Source organism: Actinosynnema sp. NPDC020468 (genome assembly GCF_040642015.1).
Taxonomy (GTDB): Bacteria; Actinomycetota; Actinomycetes; order Mycobacteriales; family Pseudonocardiaceae; genus Actinosynnema.
On sequence record NZ_JBFAEO010000016.1, the window covers coordinates 67,249 to 84,733 of the forward strand.

Below are 17,485 nucleotides of genomic sequence, written 5' to 3' on the forward strand. Positions count from 1 at the left end.
ACGTCGCGAGGCCGGTGGTCGCGAGGCCGGTGGTCGCGAGGCCGGTGGTCGCGAGGCCGGTGGTCGCGAGGCCGGTGGTCGCGAGGCCGGTGGTCGCGAGGCCGGTGGTCGCTCATCGCGAACCACCGGCCTCGCAGTCGGGCACCGCGATCGCGTCTGGCGAGCGAGCCTGGGGATCGAGGCTGACGAGCGGGCTTGGGATCGGGGCTGGGATAGCGGCTGGGGATCGGGCATGGCGAGTGGGGCTCGCGAGCGGGCCTGGGATCGCGGCTGGCGAGCGGGCTTGGCGAACGCGCGGCGTCGGCGGCCACGCCCACCAGACCCGCAGCCGTGGCCGTCGCGTGGCGGTTGCCCAGGCGGCGGCCGTCGCGGCGACCGTGGCGGCGGCCGTGGCGGCGGCGGTCGCGGCGGCGGCAGTCGTGGTGGCGGTGGCGGTCGTGGTGGTCGTGGTGGTGGTCGCGGCGGTCGCGGCGGCGGCGGTCGTGGTCGCGGCGGCGGTGGTCGTGGTCGCGGCGGCGGCGGCGGTGGTGGTGGTCGCGGCGGCGGTGGTGGCGGTGGTGGTGGCGGTGGTCAGCTTGTCGGCTTTGAGGCTTCCGCTCTCGCCCGCGAGTGTCACGTGCGGCCTCTGCAAGTGACCGCCGCCCGTACAAGTGGCCGGCGCCCGCGACTGCTGCCTGGGACTGCTGCCTGCGGTCCCGCCGGTGAGCGCCGGCTGAGCCCTGTCTGCGCCCCGCCCGCAACTGCCGCGCGCGACCCCGCCGGCGAGCGGTCACCCGAACCCCGCCCGCGACTGTGACCCGCGACTGCCGCCCGCAACCGCCGCCGCAACCGCCGCCGCAACCGCCCCGCGCGACCCAGGGCATGGGGTGGAGACAGGACGAAGCCGGTGGTCCGTTGTGCACGGGCCACCGGCTTCGCGATCAGGTGTTGCGGTCGATCAGGTCGTGCTGGTCGTGCGATCAGGTACTACCAAGGGGTGGCGTCAGCCGCCCAGGCCGCCCAGCAGGCCGCCCAGGAGCGGGAGGCCACCGGTCAGGCCGCCCAAGGCGCCCAGGCCGGGGAGGCCGCCGAGACCCGGGAGGCTCGGCAGGCCCGGCAGGCCGCCGCCCGAGCCGCCACCGGTGACGCCGCCCAGCAGGCCGCCCAGAAGGCCGGTCAGCAGGGAGGTCGGCAGCGGGACCGGGAGGTTGCCCAGCAGGCTGGTGAGCAGGCCCTGCACCAGGCCGACCAGGCCCGTGGCCGGCTGCAACAGCGCCAGCAGCGAGCTCAGGTCGGGCAGACCCGGCAGGCTCGGCAGAGCCTTCTGGAGGTCCGCGGCCAGGGCGTCGGCCTGCGAGGCCTCGGACGAGAGGGCTCGGTTGGTCTGCAGTTCGGCCAGCACCGGGCGGAGGTCGGTCAGCGCGCTCTGCACGCCGGCGACGTCAGCCTTGTCGAAGGCCACGACGAACCTGGTTGCCGCGTCGTTCAGCTGCGTCACCTGCGAAACAGCGCGGTCCTGCGTCGACGCGTCGTTGGAAGCGGTCTCCGCGTTGGCCAGACCGGCACCCGAGAGGGCGAGGACACCACCGGCTGCCGCGGCGGCGACGAAACGGGCAATCCTGTTCATTCTCTCTCCTTGTTGGCGTAAATCCGAACCGGAAGGCCACCGTAACCCCGGCCCGCCAACGCAGGAATGTGAAAGAAATGCGCCGAACGTCGCCCCGATACGCAAAACGTCAGGTTTAAAAATCTTCGCCACCCGGACGGGTGACCGGTGGGGCAAGCGTCAGGCACAACCCCTACGAACGCCCTGTGTGCAGCAGGCACGGCGTGACCGCACGGAATGCTCACGTGCGCTCTTTGGTGCCCTCTCACGAACCTCGGACACCGAATTACGTCAGCTTACAACCCGGCCTTTCGCCACCTTTCAGCGCCCCCCTTCGAACAATTGTGCGCGAACTCCGACAACGGCCCGTGACACCTGACCCACCAATCGGACGACCGCCGACCCGGCGATCACCGAAGACGCCCACGACCACGGCGATCACCCGCCACCACCGGCCGGTCACCCGCGCGGTGGGCCGGGCAACGCTCCCAGGGGGCCGACCACCCGCAAACGCCGAACGGCCCGGCCGTCGTGATCGACGGCCGGGCCGGGCACCGCGGAACGCCTACAACTCGTACACCGTCGTGCCGCCCACGGTCTTGGCGGTGTAGTTCGCCTGGACCCACGCCAGGATCTCCGCCGACGAGGACCCACCCCGCCCGCCGCCGCCCTGGCCGCCGACGACGTAGTAGTCGACCTCCCCGGCCGCCACGTACGCCTTGAACTGGTCCAACGTGGGCGAATCGTCCGAACCCGACCAGCCGCCGATCGCCATCACCGACCGGCCGGAGGCCAGTTCCAGGCTGGCCGCCGACTGCGCGCCGGTGGTCGCCGCCGCCCACCGCGCCGTGCTCGCCGAGAGCAGCGCGGTCACCGCCGTGTCGTCGGTCGACCGCTCACCACCCATGCCGCCCATGCCCGCGCCACCGGACGGCCCCGAGGTAGGGATCGACCCGCTGTGCGCGACCGACGCCGTGCTCAGCGCGAACGCCGTGGTGCCCGCGCCGGTCACCAGCACGGCCGCCAGCGCCAACGCCACCACCGCCCGCGCACCGACGACGAGCAGCGCCGCGACGACCAACCCGACGAACAGCACCCCGAGCTTCAGCACCGCCGGGTAGTCGCCGCGCGACAGCAGCACGTAGTCCCACGCCGCGGTCACCGCGACCATCCCGGCGAGCGAACCCCGTGCCGCCCGGTTCGACCGGGCCCGCCACAGCTCACGCCCGCCGATCGCGACCAGCGCGGCGATCGCGGGCGCCAGCGCCACCGAGTAATAAGGGTGCGTGGTGCCGTCCATGAAGCTGAACACGCCGGCTGTCACCACCAGCCAACCGCCCCACAGCAGCAGCGCGGCCCGGGTCCGGTCGGTGCGCGGCGCGCGTCGGGTGAACCAGAGGCCCGCCACCAGCGCGACCAGCGCGGCGGGCAGCAACCACGAGATCTCGCCGCCGAACGACGCGCCGAACATCCGGAACAACCCGGTCGAGCCGCCGAACCCGGTGTTGCCGCCGCCCATCCCGCCGCCGTTGCCCTCGCCGCCGGTGAGCCTGCTCAGGCCGTTGTAGCCGAGCGCGAGTTCCAGCAGGCTGTTGTCGGTCGAGCCGCCGATGTAGGGGCGGCTGTCCGCGGGCCAAAGCTCGACCAGCGCGATGAACCACCCGGCGGACACCACGACCGCGCCCGCCGCCGCGGCCAGGTGCGCGAGCCTGCGACCGAGCGACGTGGGCGCGGCCACCAGGTACACCAGCACGAACGCGGGCAGCACCAGGAACGCCTGCATCATCTTGGTCAGGAACGCGAACCCGATCGCGGTGCCCGCGAGCACCAGCCACCACGGCCCGGCCTTCTCCAGCGCCCGCACCACGCAGTAGGCGGCGGCGACCATCAGCAGCACGAGCAGCGCGTCGGGGTTGTTGAACCGGAACATCAGCACGGCCACCGGTGTCACGGCCAGCGCCGCGCCCGCGAGCAGGCCGGCGACGGGACCGTTGGTGCGCTTGACGGTCGCGTGCAGCAGCGCCACCGACGCCACGCCCATCAACGCCTGCGGCGCGAGCACGGTGAAGTCGGAGAACCCGAACAGCCGGGTGAACAGCGTCGTCACCCACAGCGCGCCCGGCGGTTTGTCGACGGTGATCGCGTTGCCGGAGTCGAGCGAGCCGAACAGCCACGCCTTCCAGCTCTGCGTGCCGGCCTGCACCGCGGCCGCGTAGAAGCTGTTGCCGTAGCCGGAGAGGTTCCACAGGTAGAGCACGGCGGTGGCGGCGAGCAGGCCGAACAGCGCCCAGGTGGGCCAGGTGGACTTGCGGGCCGGCGTCGGCGCCTGCGCGGGCGCGGTACGGGCGAGCAGGGTCGTCATCGGGAGGTCTCCTGTGGTCGGGCGGCGGTCGCTGGGGCCATGCCCGGAACTCTGGGCCGTTCGGCTGAACGCGACGTGTGTGCGACCTGTGCGCCGGCTGTGCGGGCGCAACCACAGGAGACTCACAGGCGCCACTCAGCTTCCGCGGCGACCATCGATGGGGAAGGAACCTCGCGACACCGGAGGTCGACATGACGGTCCTCGACGCACCCACCCAGGCCCTGCGCGTCCCCGGCTCGGGCTGGGCGAGGAGCCGCGGCCCGCGCCGGGTGAACGCCGACGCCGCCGCGGCCCGCACGTCGGCCTCGGCGTTCGCGGTGGCGGTGGCCGACGGCATCGGCGACTCGACCCAGTCGGCCGAGGTCGCGAGGCTGGTGGCCGACCACGCGGTCGCGTCGGCGTGGCGGCGCGGCGCCCGGGCGGCGGTGGACGACGTCCGCCACGTGCTGACCGCCGGCCTCCCGACCGCGCCCGTGCCGAGGATCGGGGAGTCGCGGACGGTGCCGAACACCCCCGAGTGGCCGGAGGAGGACCTGGACGCGCACCACGACGCGCACTTCGACGCCGAGTTCACCGAAACGGCGCTGCGCCCGGTGACCGTCGCGACCCCGCCGACACCCGCACCACGAGACTTCGCCGGGCACCCGGTGCCGGGGAACGACTTCGCGCGGGAGCCGGTGGTCGGCAACGCGGTGTTCGCGGTCGCCTCGGGTGACGCGCGCGGGTGGTCGGTGGCGTGGGTCGGCGACTGCCGCGCCTACTTCGTACCGGAGCACGGCCCCGCGGTGCCGCTGACCCACGACCACACCATGGGCCAGTACCTGCGCGACCGGGGCGTCCACACCGGCCGCAACCTCGACCACGTCGTCACCACCACCGCCCGCGAGGGCGACCCCGGCTTCGTCCTCGGCCCCCGCGGCCGCGGCCGGCTGGCCCTCGTCACCGACGGCCTGCACCGGGTGCTGTCCACCGACACCATCGGGCACGTCGTGCGCACCACCACCGACCCGGCCGCCGCCGCGGGCGCCCTGATCGCCGCCGCCGCGGCCGCCGGGACCCGGGACAACGCCTGCGCGGTCGTCGTGGACCTGCCGTAGCACCCGGGCGCGGTCAGAGCAGTTTGCCCAGCAGGGCGGTCAGCTGGGCGCGTTCGGCCGCGGTCAGACCGCCGAACGCGGTGTCCAAAAAGGACGGCACGCCCTTCTCCGCCCTGGCCAGCGCCCGCCGGCCGGCCGGGGTGATGGTGACGGCGTAGGCGCGGCGGTCGGCGGGGTCGCGGTCGCGGCGGACGTGACCCGCCCGCTCCAGGCCGTCCGCGACGCCGACCATGACGCTGCGGTCGATGCGCAGCTCCTCGGCCAGCACCTGCTGCGAGCACGGGCCGACGGCGGCCAGCATCTTCAGCACCAGGTGGGCGCCGACGCCGAGGTCGCTCGCCGCCTCGACCGCCTTCGCGACCGCCGAGGACGCCCGGCACAGCGCGATGTCCGGCCGTTCGGCGGCCAGGCGCGGGAAGTAGTCGTTGCGGGGCACGACGGCACCCTACCAGCGTGACGGTCTGCGGCCAGATCGTTTGACAGCAGACGATCGGCGATCGTAGGGTCGCCAATCGTCTTGACCCAGATGATTACGAGGGGTGCGGCGATGACGCTGGGACTGTCCGCGGACGAGGTCCTGTCCACCACGCGCGCGGTGCGCAAGCGGCTCGACCTCGACCGGCCGGTGCCGCGCCGGCTGATCGAGGAGTGCGTCGACCTGGCGACCCAGGCTCCGACGGGGCGCAACCGGCAGCGGTGGCACTTCATCGTGGTGGACGACGAGGAGCGGCGCGCCCGGATCGCGGAGATCTTCCGCCGCGCGGTGGCGGCGACCGTGAGCAAACCCCTGACGCCGCAGGACGTGCGGCGGATGAACGCGCACCCGACCTCGCTCGCCCGGATCACCGAGGGGTTCGAGCACCTGCACGAGAACATCCACCGGGTGCCGGTGATCGTGATCCCGGCCGTGGAGGGTCGCACCGAGGGCGCCGACGTCCGCGAGCAGGCGGGCACCTGGGGTTCGATCCTGCCCGCCGCGTGGAGCTTCATGCTCGCCGCCCGGGAACGCGGGCTCGGCACCGTGTGGACGACCGCGCACGCCCCGCTGGAGCGGGAACTGGCCGGGCTGCTGGGCGTGCCCCACGACGAGGTGATGCTCGCGGCCCTGATCCCGCTGGCCTACACGCTGGGCACCGACTTCCGGCCGGCCCGCCGGGTCGACCGCGACGAGGTGCTGCACTGGGACCGCTGGTGAGGGTGGCCGGGCCGGCGGGGGCGCTGTGTCGTCAACGGTCCCCCGCCGGTCCGGCCCAGACCACCCCCAGGGTGGCCCGACCGCGAGAACGCGCGTTCACGGTGGCCTCGGATACCCGGCTGGAGCCGGTTCACGCCCCCGGATCGGTGCGTTTTCCGTCCAGCACCCGGGTGAGGTTGCGCTCGACCTCGTTGCCCAGCTTCTCGAACGCCACCTTGGCCACCGGCGCCGCGAGCTTCGCGAGCCCGTTGAACTCGACGTGCGCGCGGTAGGTGATCTCCGTGGTGCCCGGCGTGCCGCCCGCGACCAGCGAGATGTCGTCGGTGGACGTCGCGGTGTCGTTGCGGCCGACGAACACCAGCCTGCCCGGCTCCTCGCGGGTCAGCTCGTAGGTCAGCTCTGTGGTGGAGCCGAGGAACTTGGACACGTTGTGCCAGCGCGTGCCGACCCCGACCGGGTCATCACCCAGTCGAGTGGTGGACACGGTGCCGGGGTCCCACTCCTCGGTGCGCGCGAAGTCCCGCAGGTAACCCGCCACCGCCTCGGGTTCGGCCCGCACCGTGAAAGTCCTGGTCACGTCGACCACGTCGGTTCCTCCATCCGTCCTGGCAGAGGTGCCACGGAGCCAGGCCGGCCAAACCCGTCCGATCACACCCTGCGGAACACGAGCAGCGCGATGTCGTCCTTCTTGTCCTGGCCGAACGACGCCAGCAGACGGTCGCACAGTTCGTCCATGTCGTCCTCGTGGGACACCGCGGACCGCAGCAGCTCCATGCCCTCGTCCAGGTCCGCGCCCGAGTGCTCGACCAGGCCGTCGGTGGTCAGCAGCACCAGCGAGCCCGCGGGCAGCGGCACCCTGGTCGCCTCCGGCCTCGGCAGCCCGATGCCCAGCAGCGGACCGCGCACCGCGAAGTAGCGCACCCCGGACGCGTCGGCCACCAGCGGCGGCACGTGACCCGCGTTGGCCACCAGCGCGGTGCCCTCGGCCGGGTCGACCAGGATCAGGCACATCGTGGTGATGCCCTTGACCGTGTGGTAGCGCTGGAGCATCGCGTCGAGCTTGCGCAGGATCTCGGCCGGGTCCTCGGTGTCCACCGCGTACGCGCGCAGGGCGTGCCGGACCTCGCCCATGATCGTCGCGGCGGCCAGCGAGTGGCCGCACACGTCGCCGATCGCGATGAGCAGCCGGTCGCCCAGCCGGGTCACCTCGTAGAAGTCGCCGCCGATCTCGGCGTGCGCGGACGCCGGCACGTACCGCGCGGTCATCGGGAACTCGGCCACGGTCGGCAGTTGGCGCGGCAGCATGCTGCGCTGGAGGGTCAGCGCGAGGGTGTGCTCCTCGGTGTAGGCGCGCAGGCCCTCGGCGGCCAGCGCGGTCGCCTGGGCGAGTTGCAGCAGCAGGTTGCGGTCCTCGCCCGTGCTCACCGCCTCGGGCGCCACGGACACCCGGATCGGCGGCCGGCGGGCGTTGCCGCGCGCCACCACGACGGTCGCCGCGCCCGGAGGCCCCCACGGCGGGTCGAGCACGGTGGCGCTGTCCGGCGGCACGCCGTCGAGCAGGCTCTCGGGTTCGGTCGCGACGGTGGCGAGCGCGCCCGCGCGGTCGGCCCGACCCACCCGCAGCGCGCCGGTGGGCAGCGTCACGACCACGGTCGCGGGCGCGTCCAGCACGGTGGCGGTGCCGGTCGCGGCGGCGAGCACGAGGTCCTCGAACGTGGTCGCGGCGTTGATCCGCAGGGTGGCCGAGGTGAGCTTGGCCAGCCGGTCGACCAGCCGTTCGGCCAGGGCGCGCGCCCGGTAGTAGCGCAGCGCCGCCTCGACCGTGGCCAGCAGCTCGCCCGGGTCGACCGGCTCGGTCAGGTAGGCGTCCGCGCCCCGGTTGAGCCCGGTGATCCGGTCCTCGGCCTCGCGGAACGCGGCCGAGACGTGCACGACCGGCACGGCGGCGGTGCGCGGGTCGCCCTTGATCAGCTCGGCGACCTCGAACCCGCTCATGTCCGGCAGGTTCACGTCGAGCACGACCAGGTCGAACACCCGTTGTTCGAGCAGCACGAGCGCCTCGCCGCCGGTGACCGCCTCGGTCACCTCGTGCCCGCCGCGGCGCAGCCAGCTGGCCCGGATGTAGCGGCTGGCCTCGGTGTCGTCCACGACGAGGATGCGGGCGGTGTCCGGTGCGGTCATGAGCGCTCCGTGCGTCGGGCGACGGTTCGGGCGACGCGGACGGACTGCCGCACCGTTTCGGCGGCGATCGCCGCGGTCGGCAGGATCGCCGCGGCCAACCCCGAGGCGGTGCGCTCCAGGCCGGCGTCGATCTCGCGACCGACGACGACCACCGGCACCCCGCGCAGCTCCGGGTCGGCCCGCAGCACGCCCAGCACCTCCGTGCCGCCGACCAGCGGCGCGTCGGCGGCCAGGAACACCAGGTCGGGCCGGTCGCGGACCTTCGCGAGCGCGTCCCGGCCGTCGGTGGACTCCACGACCACCTCGGCGAGACCGACCAGCGCGGCGACCAGCCGGGCCCGGACCGCGTCGTCGGCCTCGACCACCAGCGCCACCGCCACCGGCGGGTCGTCGCGCTCCTGGAGCGGCAGCGCGAGCGTGACCTCGGTGCCCTGACCCGGCGTGCTGGTCAGGCTCAGGTCGCCGCCGAGGATCTCGGCGAGCTTGCGCGCGTAGGGCAGGCCGAGGCCGGTGCCGCTCGCGCCCACCTGGAGGCGTCCTGGCACCTGGTAGAAGTCCTCGAAGATCCGCTCCTGCTCCTCGGGCGGGATGCCGATCCCGGTGTCGGACACCACGAAGCGCAGTGTCCCCGGGTCCTCGTCCAGGTGCACCTCCAGGCGCACGCGGCCGCGTTCGGTGAACTTGAGCGCGTTCGACAGCAGGTTGCGCAGGACGCGCAGCAGCATGACCTCGTCGGTGACCGCGGAGGTGACCGGCGGCGGCTCGACCACCAGCTCCACCCCGGGCCGCACCAGCGGCTGCGAGCCGCCGCGCAGCTGGGCGAGCACCAGCGGCAGGTCGACCGGCGCGAGCCGGGCCCGCAGGTTGCCGGACTCGGCCTTCGCGGTGTCGAGCAGCTCGTTGACCAGGTCCAGCAACGTGGTGCCCGCGTCGTTGATCAGGTCGACCTGGCGCTTCTGCTCCGGGGTGAGCGGGTCGGCGCCGGGCGCGACGAGCAGCCGGGTGAGCCCGACCACGGAGTTGACCGGCGAGCGCAGCTCGTGGCTGATGTTGGACCAGAACCGGGTGCGGGCCTCGCCCGCGAGGCGGAGCTGGGTGGTCTTCTCCTCCAGCTCGCCGTAGAGCGCGACGACGCCCTGGTTGGTCTGCTCCAGCTCGTCGGACAGCTCCTTGTGCAGCGCGACGACACCGCGGTTGGTGTCCTCCAGCTCCTCGTTGAGCCGGACCAGTTCCTTCCGCTTGCGCTCCAGGTCCTCCAGGGTGACGAGCAGTTCCTGGTTCTGGGCGCGGAGTTCGTCCAGCGCGTCGGTCGGCGTCTGCGAGGTGAGGGCGCGGCGCAGTTCGGCCGGGTCGGCGGGAGCCGGGTGCGCCAACGCCTTCTCCAGCGTGACGCCGTCGTCCGTGGTGTGGACCTCGTCCATGAGCCTCCGCACGGTGTCCCAGCCCGGGCCGTCGGTGTCGGTGGTGTCCACGTGGATGACCAGCGCGGACCTGGGCGACCCGCGCAACCGGAACACCACCGTGCTCGGTGTCGTCCGGCGGACCAGTTCCCGGCCGAGGTCGCTCAGCGCGGTCGCGACCCGGATCTGGTCCTGACCCTCGAAGCCGACCACCCCGGCCACCTCGCGCCCGTGCCGGCGGAGCAGGAAGACGTCCGGCTCGCGCTGGACCGTCAGGGTGAGCAGCTCGTCGAGGCTCATCGCGGTATCACGACGCTCCCGTACCCGCTCGGGGGTCGGTTCAACCCCCGGTTCCCGCCCGCCGCGCGACCACCGGTCGCGGGACCGGGACGACCCGGACGGACGAGGCCGACCGGGTGACCGGGACGGGCCTGGTGACCGGTGTGGTGACCGGTGTGGACGGTGTGCTGCGGGCGGCCGGGCCGGACGGCGCGGGCCGGGTGAGCCGGGTGCTCGGGGCGGGCGAACCGGACGGCGCGGGCCGGGCAAAGCGGATGGCCCGGGCGGGCGAGCAGGACGGTGCGGGCCGGGTGCCGCGGGCGATCGCGCCGGACGGTGCGGACCGGGCGAACCGGGCGAACCGGGTGCTCCGGGTGGGTGGGCCGGGCCGCGTGGGCGGGGTTCGTGGTCATGTCGGGATCGCCACCAGGACACCGGCGTCGTCGCGGCGGACGCCCGCGTCGCGCAGGAGGATCGCGGCCAGCAGGAGGGGCACCGGGGGCGGGTCCTGGGGTGGGGTCCAGCGCTCGGTCAGGCCGTCGGAGTGCAGGACCACCGCCGAGCCGGGCGGCAGGGGGTGGTCGAACGCCTTCACCGTGCGGGCCTGGTAGCCCGCCACGCCCGGCACCGAGATCATGCCCTTCTTGCGGCCCTCGGAGATCACCGTGGCCGCGATGTTGCCCAGGCCCGAGAAGCGGACCGAGGCCGTGGCGGGGTTCAGGGCGGCGACCGCCACCGCGCCGCCGCGGGTGCCGCGCAACGCCGCGTGGATGCGCGCCACCGCGTCCTCGGGCGTGCTCAGGGGTTGGGTGTCGAACACCCGGGTCGCCTCGCGGGAGGCGGACGCGGCGAGCGGGCCGTGGCCCGAGCCGTCGCACATCATCAGCCACAGCACGTCGCCCTCGCGGCGGATCGCGTAGGCGTCGCCGCAGACCTCCTCGCCGTCGATCGGCCGGGTGAGGCCCTCGGCGGGCACCGCGGGCAGCGGCAGCCTGCGGTCCGCGTCGAACCGGGCGGTCAGGACGGTGCCCTCGCCGCGCCGGGAGCCGATCGCGAACCGGTCCGCGCCGCGCGCCACGGTGCCCAGGCCCACGCCGAGCGTGCCCGTGGTCGACCGGCCGTCGGCCATCGCCCACTCCACGTCCGCGATGCCCGGCCCGGCGTCGATCGCGACGACCTCGACCGCGGCCCGGTCGACCGCGCGCACCGACCGCACCACGACCCGGCCCTCGCGCGCGTGCTTGTGCAGGTTCGTGCCGATCTCGGTGACGGCCAGCGCCACCTCGGCCGCCCGGCGCTCGGTGAACGCCAACTGCTCGGCCAGCACGGTCGCCACCCGGCGGAGCCTGCCGACCTCGGCCGCCTCCTCCACCCGCACCCAGGCCACGTCCTCCACGACGGGCTGGTGGGCGCTCACCTCTTCCACTTGACCACCGTGACGGTGGTGCCGCGGCCCACCTCGGTGTCCAGGTCGAACTCGTCCACCAGGCGCCGCGCGCCGCTGAGCCCGAGGCCGAGCCCGCTGCCGCTGCTCCACCCGTCGGCCAGCGCGAGGCCGGTGTCCGGGATGCCCGGACCCGTGTCGCTGAACGCCGCGCGCACGCCGCTGCGCCTGCCGTCGCCGACGACCTGGATGCTCGCCGCGCCGCCACCGCCGTAGATCAGCGTGTTGCGGGCCAGCTCGCTCGCCGCGGTGACCAGTTTGGTCTGGTCCACCAGGGACAACTTGACCCGCTGCGCGTAGGTCCGGACCAATTGGCGCACCCGCACCACGTCGTCGTCACCGGCGATCGGCAGGACCTCCGGCTCCGCGCCGGCGGCGGTCACAGTGCTCCTCTTCGCCGTTCGCCGAGGACCTTGAGGATCTTCATGCCCCGCTGGAGGTCCAGCGCGGTGCGCACGTCACCGAGCGTCAGCCCCAGCTCCACGAGGGTGATCGCCACGGCCGGCCGCATGCCGACCACCACGGTGTCGGCGTCGAACAGCTTCGACAGCGACGCGATGGTGGCGAACATCCGCCCGATGAACGAGTCCACGATCTCCACCGCGGAGATGTCGATCACCACGCCGTGCGCGCCGGTCGCGCTGATGCGCTCGGCGAGGTCTTCCTGGAGGGCGAGGACGCTCTGGTCGTGCAGGTCGATCTGGATCGACACCAGCAGGACGCCACCGAGTTCCAGGATCGGCACGCGCTCCATCAGTGGGTCCTCCCCTTGACCACTTCGACTCCCTCGCGGCGCAACGCGTGCCGGAGCGCGTCGGCGAGCGAGGCCTTCGTGGCGATGTCGCCGAACTCGATGCCCAGCTCCACGATGGTTTGCGCGATCTGCGGCCGGATGCCCGAGATCGTGCACTCGGCGCCCATCAGCCTGGCCGCGACGACCGTCTTGAGCAGGTGCTGGGCGACCTGGGTGTCGACCGCCAGCACGCCGGTGATGTCGATGATGGCGTGCTCGGAGCCGGTTTCGACCAGCGCCTCCAGCAGCTTCTCCATCACCACCTGGGTGCGCGCGGAGTCGAGCGTGCCGACCAGCGGCACGGCCAGGATGCCCTCCCACAGCTTCACGACCGGGGTGGTCAGCTCCAGCAGCTGCTCGGACTGCTCCTGGATGATCTCCTCGCGGGCGCGGGTGTAGGTGTCGAAGGTGTACAGGCCCAGCGCGTCCAGCAGGCCGGAGAACCGGATGAGCTGGCGGTACAGGTCCGGGTCCTCGTCGTTCTGGGCCAGCTCGAACGCGGACTGCTTGAGCGCGAACACGCTCGACGCCGTCTCGGTGGGCGTGTAGCCGCCCCGCGCCCTGACCCGGGAGATCTCGGCCAGCTGCGACCGGACCTCGTCGAACCGCGCGCCCCCCACGTCGCGACCGTCGCCGTCGGCCAGCGGGAGCAGCGCGGCGAACAGCTCGCGGAAGTCGCGCTCCAACTCGGCGTGCGTCGACCGGCCCCGCACCTCCGCGGCGGCGATCTCGACCCACCGCCGGACGACGGTGTCCGCCTGCTCCCGGAGCAGCGCGGTCAACCGGTGGGCGTTCTCTTCGCCTGCAACCACAGGTTCCTCCTCTTGGGCTTCTTCCCGAGACAGTAGTGCCGACGTGATCGCGCTTCAGCACAAGTCCACCGGGCGGCACCGGAACCGACCGTACCGGAGCCTTACTCCGTTTCGTGCCGCGGGCCGCCCGGGCCGGAGCGCCCGACCAGCGGTTTCCCCGACGCGGACCGGACCGCCGGCGACCACCGGGCCGTCGATGGTCCACAGTGGACATCCCGGCCGGCGCACGCGGAGGTACCCTCCTGCCGTGGAGTGGTCCCGATGAGCGCCGCGGGCGCGGGTCGTCGCCCGATGCGGTCCGACGCGCGGCGCAACCGCGCGACGCTGGTCGAGGTGGCGCGGAAGGTCTTCGCCGAGCACGGCGCGGACGCCTCCTTGGAGGAGATCGCGCGGCAGTCCGGTGTCGGCATCGGCACCCTGTACCGGCACTTCCCGACCCGGGAGACGCTGCTCGACGCGGTGGTCCGGGACCGGGTCGCGGCGCTGTCGGACAACGCGACGCGGCAGCTGGGCGGGTCGGACCCGGCGGAGGCGCTGCTGGGCTGGCTGCGCGAGGTGATCCGGCACGCCGCCACCTACCGCGGGCTGACCGCCGCGCTGATGGTCCACCTGCACGACACCGACCCGCTCTACGAGACGTGCCTGACGATGCACAAGACGGCGGCCGAACTGCTCTCCCGCGCGCAGCGGGCGGGCGCGGTGCGCGCGGGCGTGGACGCCACCGACCTGTTCGGCGTGGTCAACGCGATCGGCTGGCTGGCCGAGCACACCCCGGACCGCGAGGACGGCGTGGACCGCGCGCTCGACATCGTGGTGAACGGGCTGCGCGGCCGGTAGCCGACGCGCGCGGCGGCCCAGCCGGGCGTGCGCGCGTCGGGCCGCCTAGGCTTCCGGCATGGCCAGGTACCTCGACGTCCACCCGGTGAACCCGCAGAAGCGCACCATCGACCAGGTGGTGGCGCTGATCCGCGACGGCGGCCTGATCGCCTACCCGACCGACTCCTGCTACGCGCTGGGCTGCGCGCTGGGCAACAAGGAGGGTCTGGACCGGATCCGGCAGATCCGGCACCTGGACGACAAGCACCACTTCACCCTGATGTGCCGGGACTTCGCGCAGCTGGGCCAGTTCGCGCAGGTGGACAACGCGGTGTTCCGCGCGGTGAAGGCGGCGACGCCCGGCAGCTACACGTTCATCCTCCCGGCCACCCGCGAGGTGCCGCGCCGGTTGTTGCACCCCAAGAAGAAGACCGTCGGCGCGCGCATCCCGCAGCACCCGGTGGCACTGGCGATCCTGGCCGAGCTGGGCGAGCCGCTGCTGTCCAGCACGCTGCTGCTGCCCGACCAGGCCGAGCCGCTGGTGCAGGGCTGGGAGATCAAGGAACTGCTCGACCACCAGGTGGACGCCGTGCTCGACTCGGGCGACTGCGGCACCGAGCCGACCACGGTCGTCGACTTCTCCGACGGCGAGCCGGAGATCGTGCGGGTGGGCGCGGGCGACCCCGCGCGGTTCGCATGAGCCGCTAGTCCGGCACCCCCGCGTTGATCCCGATCAGCAGCAGGCTCCACGCGGTGTAGGGCACCGTCGCGACGAACGCGATGAGGCCGTGCCGGAAGCGCTGACCGGGTGTGCCGGTCACCTCGCCGCCGCACGCCCACTGCCAGACCACCACGAGCAGCACCGGCACGATCACCGAGTGCGGGATGAACAACACCGCCCACGCCGTGTCGTGGCGCCACTCCGGACCCAGCAGCAGTTGTGCCACCAGGGCGAGCGCCCAGGCGACGGCGGCGGTCACCAGGGTCCTGACCGTGCGCAGCCGCGCCACCTCGCGCGGGCGACGGGACCAGAGCACCGCGCCGACCGTCGCGAGCACCGCCAGCACGCCGGTGAGGATCAGGCCGAACGCCATCCAGTTCAGGTCGATCAGGTCGCGGTACCAGGGGAAGTCCGACCGCAGGTCGGCGGCCACGTCGGCGGGCACGGCGACCGGCCCCAGGTACAGCCACGGCCGGACCAGGCCGTAGTCGGAGGACTTGCGGCAGGACACCCGTTCGCCGCCGTAGGTGGCCTCGCAGGAGCCCGTGAAGGTGGCGACGTCGGAGATCAGCTCGAGCGGTTTGCCGGCCAACTGCACCGTGCAGGTGACGGTCGTTCCACTGTCGGCGCAGGGGATGTCGCCGTGCGACAGGGAGAACTGCGGTGTGTCGACGCGGATCAGGCCGTCGGTGAACCGGCTCGACGCGACCGGGATCAGCGCGATCACCAGGGCGAGCAGGAAGACGGGAAGCATCAGGGGCAGGTGGCGCAGCGGGCCCGCGGCGCTCCGGGTGACGGTGGTCAAGGTCCACCTCCTCATCACGGGGATCGACGCCGCGCGCGCTCGCGTTAGCTGGTCCACTGTGGACTGTGGACGGCGGTTCTCCCTTTCGTGCGAACGGAACCGCGCCGGTCAGCCGAACGGATCAGTCGAGCGCGGCGACGAACCGGTTCAGCCGGTCGGTCACCTCGACGAGGATCCGCGCCGAGCGGACCGGGTCGGCGGGCACCTCCAGGGCGTGGTCGGCCTCCGGCACCTCCAGCAGCGCGTGGCCGAGTTCGCGGGCCCGGTCGGCGTGCCACAGGGCGTCGGCCGCGCCGCCGACGAGCAGGGTCGGCGCGGTGGCCGCGCGGAGCCGGTCGACCACCGCGGGCTCGACCAGCAGCGGGGTGAGCCAGACCGCGGGCAGCGCGCGTTCGGCGGCCAGTCCGGCGGCCGGCGAGCCGAGCGACTTGCCGACCAGCAGCACCCGGGACGCGGTCTCCTCGGCCAGTGCCGCGCTCGCCTGCTCCGCGACCCAGGCGGTCCGCTCCTCGGGGTTCGGCCACGCCGGCGGCCGCCACCACACCTCGCGCACGGTCCAGCCCAGGCTCAGCAGGACCAGGCGGGTCAGGTGCAGCAGCGGGCGGGCCGGGGTGTACCCGCCGCCGGGCAGCACGAGCGCAAGGCGGTCCGGGTCGGCGGCGTAGCGGGTCTGGTCGGCCACGCCGTCGAGGCTACTCATAGGGTGGCGGCATGTTCACGGACGAGGAAAGCCGGACCCTGCGCACCGCGGTCTACGGCGCGATGGTGCTGGTGTCGGTGGCCGACGAGGGCGCGGTGGACGAGGAGAGCCACGCCGGCGTCAGGGCCATGACCGCGCTCGCGCCCGAGGTGCACACCGCCATCGCCGCCGCCGCGCCCGAACTGCCCGCGGGCTCGGTGCGCGACGTGGAGGACGGCGTGCTGACGGCCCTGCGCGCGTCGATCACCCTGCTCACCGCGCGCTCGACCGCGCAGGCCCGCGCCTTCGCCGACGCGGTGCTGGAGATCTGCGCCGAGGTCGCCGCCGCCGACGGGCACGTGGACCAGGCGGAAAGCGCGACCGTGGCCGCGATCCGGACCGCCCTGCGCGGCTGAGCACCGCACGGTTCTCGGTGCCCCGACGGGCGTGATCGGCCGCGCGACGACCGCGCGGCCGATCGCCGGACCGGGTCGGCGCGCCGGGCCGCGAGCGCCGACCGCGCGTCGACCGGGCGTCGACCGCAAGACCTCCCCCGACCGGGCCTGCCGCGTCCGTCAGGCGCGACTCGTTGTACGGCAAGGACATCAGGCCCGCCGGCGTCACCAGCCCCGGGCGCGCCACTCCTCGACGTGGTCGCGTTCGGCGGCCACCGCGGTGCTCTCGCCGTGTCCCGGGTGGATCGCGGTGGCGTCGGGGAAGGCCAGCAGGCGGGTCACGCTGGTCATGATCGCGTCGAACGAGCTGTGCGCCCACTCCGCGCCGGTGAGGCCGGGGCCGCCGGGGAACAGGGTGTCGCCGGTCAGCAGGTGGCCCGGCAGCGACACGGTCAGGCCGCCCGGCGTGTGGCCCGGGGTGTGCAGCAGGGTCGCGGTGAGCGGACCCAGGGTCACCGTGTGGCCGTCGGTGACCGGGGTGCTCGTGCCGTCCCAGATCGGCCGGCCGGGTTCGGGTACCGCGCGGGCCTCGGAGGTGCCGGCGTCCCAGTGGCCGTGGCGCGCCAGGAAGTCCAGCTCGGTCGGCCACACCACCGCGTCGGCCGGGTGGGCCAACACCGGCACGTCCCACTCGGCCGCGACCACCGGCACCGCCAGCACGTGGTCGCTGTGCGCGTGGGTCAGCACCACCGCCCGCACCTGGAACCCCTCGCACGCGGCGAGCAGCGCGTCCGGGTCGTCGCCCGGGTCCACGACCAGCGCCTCCCGCGCGTTGGGCGCGGTGACGATCCAGCAGTTGGTGTCCAGGTGCCCGACCACGACCCGGCGCAGGCGCACCGACCCGTCCACGATCTCGTCCAC

19 protein-coding genes are annotated in these 17,485 nt (G+C 73.8%); 6 read left to right on the forward strand and 13 right to left on the reverse strand.

The window, feature by feature from the left end; all coding sequences use genetic code 11:
• The first annotated feature begins 341 nt into the window (after positions 1-341).
• Positions 342-635, forward strand: coding sequence for a hypothetical protein (locus tag AB0G50_RS14210; protein ID WP_360107114.1), 294 nt, complete (start codon positions 342-344; stop codon positions 633-635).
• 347 nt (positions 636-982) lie between these two features.
• Here AB0G50_RS14210 and AB0G50_RS14215 read toward each other — a convergent pair whose 3' ends face one another.
• Both AB0G50_RS14215 and AB0G50_RS14220 read right to left on the reverse strand, forming a co-directional pair.
• On the reverse strand, positions 983-1,606 hold the full coding sequence (locus tag AB0G50_RS14215; RefSeq protein ID WP_360107117.1) for a hypothetical protein: 624 nt from the start codon (positions 1,604-1,606) through the stop codon (positions 983-985).
• 544 nt (positions 1,607-2,150) lie between these two features.
• Positions 2,151-3,947 carry a glycosyltransferase family 39 protein gene (locus AB0G50_RS14220; RefSeq protein ID WP_360107120.1) on the reverse strand — a complete coding sequence of 599 codons (1,797 nt, stop codon included), beginning with the start codon at positions 3,945-3,947 and terminating at the stop codon, positions 2,151-2,153.
• A gap of 191 nt (positions 3,948-4,138) precedes the next feature.
• On the opposite strand from AB0G50_RS14220, the gene AB0G50_RS14225 reads away from it, so the two are divergent.
• A complete protein-coding gene (locus tag AB0G50_RS14225) occupies positions 4,139-5,044 on the forward strand; it encodes a hypothetical protein (RefSeq protein WP_360107122.1) in 906 nt (301 codons plus the stop codon).
• A 13-nt stretch (positions 5,045-5,057) separates the two neighbouring features.
• Here AB0G50_RS14225 and AB0G50_RS14230 read toward each other — a convergent pair whose 3' ends face one another.
• Positions 5,058-5,480 (reverse strand): MarR family winged helix-turn-helix transcriptional regulator, encoded by a 423-nt coding sequence (locus AB0G50_RS14230; RefSeq protein WP_360107125.1) that lies wholly within the window; start codon positions 5,478-5,480, stop codon positions 5,058-5,060.
• Between the two features lie 111 nt (positions 5,481-5,591).
• Here AB0G50_RS14230 and AB0G50_RS14235 point away from each other — a divergent pair, with 111 nt between their 5' ends.
• Positions 5,592-6,239 (forward strand): nitroreductase family protein, encoded by a 648-nt coding sequence (locus tag AB0G50_RS14235; protein WP_360107128.1) that lies wholly within the window; start codon positions 5,592-5,594, stop codon positions 6,237-6,239.
• 130 nt (positions 6,240-6,369) lie between these two features.
• On the opposite strand, the gene AB0G50_RS14240 is transcribed toward AB0G50_RS14235, so the two are convergent.
• From AB0G50_RS14240 to AB0G50_RS14270, 7 genes are all read right to left on the reverse strand, one after another.
• The gene (locus tag AB0G50_RS14240) at positions 6,370-6,816 is read right to left on the reverse strand and encodes an SRPBCC family protein (RefSeq protein WP_360107131.1); all 447 of its coding nucleotides are present in this window, start codon (positions 6,814-6,816) and stop codon (positions 6,370-6,372) included.
• A gap of 71 nt (positions 6,817-6,887) precedes the next feature.
• Positions 6,888-8,420, reverse strand: coding sequence for a fused response regulator/phosphatase (locus AB0G50_RS14245; protein ID WP_360107134.1), 1,533 nt, complete (start codon positions 8,418-8,420; stop codon positions 6,888-6,890).
• On the reverse strand, positions 8,417-10,120 hold the full coding sequence (locus AB0G50_RS14250; protein ID WP_360107137.1) for an ATP-binding protein: 1,704 nt from the start codon (positions 10,118-10,120) through the stop codon (positions 8,417-8,419). Before AB0G50_RS14250 ends, AB0G50_RS14245 begins: the two co-directional genes overlap by 4 nt.
• Before the next feature lie 388 nt (positions 10,121-10,508).
• Positions 10,509-11,525, reverse strand: coding sequence for a SpoIIE family protein phosphatase (locus AB0G50_RS14255; protein WP_360107140.1), 1,017 nt, complete (start codon positions 11,523-11,525; stop codon positions 10,509-10,511).
• On the reverse strand, positions 11,513-11,926 hold the full coding sequence (locus AB0G50_RS14260) for an ATP-binding protein (protein WP_360107143.1): 414 nt from the start codon (positions 11,924-11,926) through the stop codon (positions 11,513-11,515). The genes AB0G50_RS14255 and AB0G50_RS14260 overlap by 13 nt, the downstream gene beginning before the upstream one ends.
• Positions 11,923-12,297 carry an STAS domain-containing protein gene (locus tag AB0G50_RS14265; protein WP_360107146.1) on the reverse strand — a complete coding sequence of 125 codons (375 nt, stop codon included), beginning with the start codon at positions 12,295-12,297 and terminating at the stop codon, positions 11,923-11,925. The genes AB0G50_RS14260 and AB0G50_RS14265 overlap by 4 nt, the downstream gene beginning before the upstream one ends.
• Positions 12,297-13,148 carry an STAS domain-containing protein gene (locus AB0G50_RS14270; RefSeq protein ID WP_360107149.1) on the reverse strand — a complete coding sequence of 284 codons (852 nt, stop codon included), beginning with the start codon at positions 13,146-13,148 and terminating at the stop codon, positions 12,297-12,299. The genes AB0G50_RS14265 and AB0G50_RS14270 overlap by 1 nt, the downstream gene beginning before the upstream one ends.
• Before the next feature lie 261 nt (positions 13,149-13,409).
• On the opposite strand from AB0G50_RS14270, the gene AB0G50_RS14275 reads away from it, so the two are divergent.
• Positions 13,410-13,985 carry a helix-turn-helix domain-containing protein gene (locus tag AB0G50_RS14275; protein WP_360107152.1) on the forward strand — a complete coding sequence of 192 codons (576 nt, stop codon included), beginning with the start codon at positions 13,410-13,412 and terminating at the stop codon, positions 13,983-13,985.
• Between the two features lie 58 nt (positions 13,986-14,043).
• Positions 14,044-14,664: an L-threonylcarbamoyladenylate synthase gene (locus AB0G50_RS14280; RefSeq protein ID WP_360107155.1), complete on the forward strand. Its 621-nt coding sequence runs from the start codon at positions 14,044-14,046 to the stop codon at positions 14,662-14,664.
• Between the two features lie 4 nt (positions 14,665-14,668).
• On the opposite strand, the gene AB0G50_RS14285 is transcribed toward AB0G50_RS14280, so the two are convergent.
• Positions 14,669-15,490 carry a hypothetical protein gene (locus tag AB0G50_RS14285; protein WP_360107158.1) on the reverse strand — a complete coding sequence of 274 codons (822 nt, stop codon included), beginning with the start codon at positions 15,488-15,490 and terminating at the stop codon, positions 14,669-14,671.
• A gap of 121 nt (positions 15,491-15,611) precedes the next feature.
• On the reverse strand, positions 15,612-16,172 hold the full coding sequence (locus AB0G50_RS14290; RefSeq protein ID WP_360107161.1) for a hypothetical protein: 561 nt from the start codon (positions 16,170-16,172) through the stop codon (positions 15,612-15,614).
• Between the two features lie 29 nt (positions 16,173-16,201).
• On the opposite strand from AB0G50_RS14290, the gene AB0G50_RS14295 reads away from it, so the two are divergent.
• On the forward strand, positions 16,202-16,585 hold the full coding sequence (locus AB0G50_RS14295; RefSeq protein WP_360107164.1) for a hypothetical protein: 384 nt from the start codon (positions 16,202-16,204) through the stop codon (positions 16,583-16,585).
• Between the two features lie 204 nt (positions 16,586-16,789).
• Here the strand turns inward: AB0G50_RS14295 and AB0G50_RS14300 are convergent, their stop codons facing one another.
• Positions 16,790-17,485, reverse strand: a complete 696-nt coding sequence (locus tag AB0G50_RS14300; RefSeq protein WP_360107167.1) for an MBL fold metallo-hydrolase — start codon at positions 17,483-17,485, stop codon at positions 16,790-16,792.

Coding starts and splice junctions, on each gene's coding strand:
- AB0G50_RS14220 (WP_360107120.1), bottom strand. CDS start 3,947: ATGACGACCCTGCTCGCCCGTACCGCGCCCGCGCAGGCGCCGACGCCG.
- AB0G50_RS14225 (WP_360107122.1), top strand. CDS start 4,139: ATGACGGTCCTCGACGCACCCACCCAGGCCCTGCGCGTCCCCGGCTCG.
- AB0G50_RS14235 (WP_360107128.1), top strand. CDS start 5,592: ATGACGCTGGGACTGTCCGCGGACGAGGTCCTGTCCACCACGCGCGCG.
- AB0G50_RS14280 (WP_360107155.1), top strand. CDS start 14,044: ATGGCCAGGTACCTCGACGTCCACCCGGTGAACCCGCAGAAGCGCACC.
- AB0G50_RS14250 (WP_360107137.1), bottom strand. CDS start 10,120: ATGAGCCTCGACGAGCTGCTCACCCTGACGGTCCAGCGCGAGCCGGAC.
- AB0G50_RS14295 (WP_360107164.1), top strand. CDS start 16,202: ATGTTCACGGACGAGGAAAGCCGGACCCTGCGCACCGCGGTCTACGGC.
- AB0G50_RS14265 (WP_360107146.1), bottom strand. CDS start 12,297: ATGGAGCGCGTGCCGATCCTGGAACTCGGTGGCGTCCTGCTGGTGTCG.
- AB0G50_RS14275 (WP_360107152.1), top strand. CDS start 13,410: ATGAGCGCCGCGGGCGCGGGTCGTCGCCCGATGCGGTCCGACGCGCGG.
- AB0G50_RS14245 (WP_360107134.1), bottom strand. CDS start 8,420: ATGACCGCACCGGACACCGCCCGCATCCTCGTCGTGGACGACACCGAG.
- AB0G50_RS14215 (WP_360107117.1), bottom strand. CDS start 1,606: ATGAACAGGATTGCCCGTTTCGTCGCCGCCGCGGCAGCCGGTGGTGTC.